The organism is Tahibacter caeni (genome assembly GCF_024609805.1).
In the GTDB taxonomy this organism is placed as follows: domain Bacteria; phylum Pseudomonadota; class Gammaproteobacteria; order Xanthomonadales; family Rhodanobacteraceae; genus Tahibacter; species Tahibacter caeni.
Genome location: NZ_JANFVR010000512.1, coordinates 1 through 2347 on the forward strand (window position 1 = coordinate 1; position 2347 = coordinate 2347).

Here is a 2347-nt window from a genome sequence, read left to right on the forward strand (position 1 = left end):
CGGTCGAGCAGCGCAGCCAGGCGCGCGGCGGCGAGCCGCATGCGCCGCTCGGCGACCGGCCGCTCGCGTTCGAGCCAGGCGTCGTCGATCGTGTTGCCGTCGGGATAGACGCCGTCGTCGCGGACTGCGCGGCAGGACTCCTCGGCCCATTGTGCGGGATCGCCGCCCTTGTCGGCCGCGGCCGGCGCCGCGCCGGCGGACAGGCGCGCGGCATAGTCGGGCCAGCGCAGCCCGATGGAATTGAGGATCAGCGAATCCCAGACCGCGTGCAGGTTCCAGTTCTCGCGGCCGTAGCGCAGCTGCACGCCGTTGCCGCCCTTGTCGCGCTTGAAGCTCGCGTGCAGCGGCTGGTGCACGTCGGCGATGAAATGCGAGACGAAGCGCAGCGCATCGGCGCGTTCGGCGCGCGGACGCGAACGGTCGGCGAGGATGGCTTCGTAGTGCTGGATCGCGGCGACGACGCATTCGCCCTTGCGACAGTCGCGCTGCGGCACGTAGTTGCACTGCGCACTGGAAAAATTCACATAGTGCAGCCGGCTCGTCGAGCGGAACAGCGCCGGGTCGGTGTCGCGCAGGTCGTCGGCCCAGGTCGCCACGTCGACGAGCGTGCTTTCGTCGTCGGGCTGCAGCAATGCGCGGACCTCGCGCTGGGCCGGCGCCGACAGCTGCTGCTGGGCCATGCCGGCTATCGTGCGGTGACCGAGCGGTCCCCAGGCCGAAGCCGGCGCGGCCGACAGCAGGGCGACAACGGACACGGCAGCGGCAAAACGGCGGCGGTAACGCATGCGACTCTCCAGTGGACGAGCCGCGGAGTCTGCCACAGCCGCCGCCGGCGGCGGACCGTCGGCCGGAGCAGGATTTTGCCGGCCTGCGGCCGGAATCCGTCCGCCGTGGATGCGCACGCTTCGCTCACGTCGCTCGATGAAGACGTGCGCGCTTTCCGACGCGCGGCTAGACACGCAGCGGAATGCGCAGATAGACGGTGCCGTTGTCGGCGGCGGGCGGCAGCCGGCCCGCCCGGATGTTGACCTGCAGCGCCGGGTACAGCAGCCGCGGCACCGGCAGGGTCGCGTCGCGCGCCTGCCGCCGCGCGACGTAGTCGGATTCGGCGGTGTCGCGACGCAGCTGGGCATTGCCGCTACGCTGCTCGACGAGGTCCACGACGTCGCGCGGCTCGGCGTCGCGCGGCGGATAGTCGTGACAGAGGTACAGGCGCGTGGATTCGGGCAGGGCGTACAGCCGCTGGATCGAGCGGAACTGCAGCGCCGCGTCGCCGCCGGGGAAATCGCAGCGGCCGGTGCCGGCCGCCGGCGAGAACACCGTGTCGCCGACGAAGACCGCATCGCCGATGCGGTAGCTCATGCCGTCGCTGGTATGTCCCGGCGTGGCCAGCGCTTCGATCGTCAGATCGCCCAGCGGCAGCCGCTCGCCGTCGGCGACCAGATGATCGAAGTCGGAACCGTCGGGCGCGAAGTCGTCGCCGAGGCCGAACACCGACTTCCAATGCCGCTGCACCGTGACGATGCCGGCGCCGATCGCCGTGCGTGCCGGATGTCCCTCGGCGCCGAGTTCGCGGCGCAGCCAGTCGGCTGCGCTCAGGTGATCCGCATGGGCATGGGTTTCGAGCAACCATTCCACGCGCAACCCGTGCGCATGCACGGCGGCCAGCAGCGCCTGGGCCGATTCGGTGGAAACGCGGCCGTTGGCCGGATCGAAGTCGAGGACCGGATCGATGACGGCCGCGGCCGTGCCGTCGCCGCAGCTGACGAGGTGCGACCAGGTATTCGTCGCGGCATGAAAGAACGACTGGATGACGGGAGACAATGCAGGGCTTCCGGAACGGCGCGATGGCCGAGCCGACTTTTACCGCCGGAGTCTGCCGTTTGGCCAGTGTCGGCGGCACGTGGCTGCGCAGCGCGATGCACGCTGCGTCGAAAAGCCGCGTCGCGGAAGGGAACCTGCCCGGCCGTCAGTAGACGCCGTGCTCGAGCCGCATGAGCTCGTTCACGACGGCTTCGCGGTCGCCGACCATGAGTACTTCGAGCGGCGAGCGCTGATTCAGGTGATGGTTGCGCGAGCTGAACCAGGCCGAGGCGATCACGCTGTTGCCGAGCACGTGGGTCGCGAGCTGGACCAGGCTGTCGTCGACGATGCGCAGGGTTTCGTAGAGCGCGAGCGCGCGCCGGGCGAAGGCTTCCTGGGCGGCCTGCAGTTCGCCGCGCGCCGCGCGCGCTTGGCGCGCGAGATCGGCCAGCACGGCGCTGTTGGACTGATGCGGAGCAATGCCGCCGAACGCGCCCGGCGGCGGACCGGCCGGACGACCGAGCGACGGCGGCATGGCCGGCGG

The 2347-nt window shown here is 70.8% G+C and carries 3 protein-coding genes; all 3 read right to left on the reverse strand.

Features of this window, described 5'->3' with window-relative positions; translation table 11 throughout:
- On the reverse strand, positions 1-785 hold a 785-nt coding region (locus tag NON22_RS23260; protein ID WP_257389370.1), incomplete at its 3' end, for a S1/P1 nuclease.
- A gap of 166 nt (positions 786-951) precedes the next feature.
- Positions 952-1824, reverse strand: coding sequence for an MBL fold metallo-hydrolase (locus tag NON22_RS23265; RefSeq protein ID WP_257389371.1), 873 nt, complete (start codon positions 1822-1824; stop codon positions 952-954).
- 145 nt (positions 1825-1969) lie between these two features.
- The coding region (locus NON22_RS23270) for an MbcA/ParS/Xre antitoxin family protein (RefSeq protein ID WP_257389372.1) at positions 1970-2347 on the reverse strand (378 nt) is incomplete at its 5' end.